1 protein-coding gene is annotated in these 1,263 nt (G+C 45.8%); it reads right to left on the bottom strand.

Going from position 1 to position 1,263, the window contains the following annotated elements; all coding sequences use genetic code 11:
* Positions 1–8 precede the first annotated feature (8 nt).
* Positions 9–1,189, bottom strand: a protein-coding gene (locus VIM91_RS08680; protein WP_414719628.1) for an IS3 family transposase whose coding sequence is annotated in 2 segments (ribosomal slippage) — positions 9–922 and positions 922–1,189 — 1,182 coding nt in all. Because the reading frame shifts where the segments join, the coding sequence is not laid out codon by codon here.
* Between the last annotated feature and the right edge of the window lie 74 nt (positions 1,190–1,263).

Below are 1,263 nucleotides of genomic sequence, written 5' to 3' on the forward strand. Positions count from 1 at the left end.
TGTAGTGGTCAAGTAAAACTGGCCACCGACTTATAGTTAATCCAGTAATTTTCCTCAGCTTTATTTGGGCTCATGCCACCATTGTGTTTATGCGGCCTTAGCTGACTGTAATACCCGATTAAATACTTAACGATATGATGCTGTGCTTGGGTAAATGAGTGATAGCCATAGGTTGGCACCCATTCGACTTTTAAACTCCTAAAAAAGCGTTCCATTGGCGCATTATCCCAGCAATTACCGCGTCGGCTCATGCTCTGTTTGATCTGACACTGCCAGAGCGTTTGCCGGAATTTACGGCTCGTATAATGACTGCCCTGATCGCTATGAAACATAACGCCTTTAGGTCGCCCGCGGCTTTCATAGGCCATTTTAAGGGCTTTACTGGTCAGCTCGCTATCGGGCGATAATGACATCGCCCAACCAATAGGTTTGCGTGCAAATAAATCCATCACCACGGCTAAATAAGACCAGCGTTGCCCCGTCCAGATGTAAGTAACATCACCACACCAAACACGATTGGGCTCGTCAGGATTGAACTGACGTTCTAATTCATTTGATATCTCAACATGCTCATGACCTGTTTTCTTGTATGTGTGCCCTGGAATCTGGCAGCTGATAAGCCCCAGCTTTTTCATCAGACGACTAGCGCGGTAGCGACTTAAAGGGACATCCTGATCCGTTGCCATTTGCGCAATACTGCGCGCACCAGCTGAGCCCTCGCTATCCTCAAAGAGCTTTGTAATCTTGGATATTTCCATAGCTTTTACGACACATGCAGGTCTTTTTGAACGTTGTTTCCAGTATTTAAAGCTGCTGCGATGTATGCCAAATACTTCGCAGAGCGTGTTCACTGGGTAGCTCTTCTTGAGTTTCTCAATTAACGAGAACTGTTCAGGGAGTCCGACATCAAGAGAGCTGTAGCCTTTTTTAATATGTCTTTTTCCATCTCGATCCGACGAATACGATTTTCAAGTTCACGAATCTTGAGTTGATCGGGCGTCATTGGCGTTGCTTTTGGACTTTCACCGTTACGCTCTTGGCGTAGCTGGCGAACCCATTTATCCATTGTTGAGAGGCCTACATTCATGGCTTCTGCTGCCTGCCGAATACTGTAGTTTTGATCAACAACCAGCTGTGCCGCTTCGAGTCGAAACTCAGGACTGAAATTACGTTTTGGTCTTGTTTTCATACTGCCACCTAATTGCTTCTTGATGCATGGTAGCACCTCTAATTAGGTGGCCAAATTCACTATGCCACTACAAT

Source organism: Thiomicrospira sp. (assembly GCF_036568485.1).
Taxonomy (GTDB): Bacteria; Pseudomonadota; Gammaproteobacteria; order Thiomicrospirales; family Thiomicrospiraceae; genus Thiomicrospira.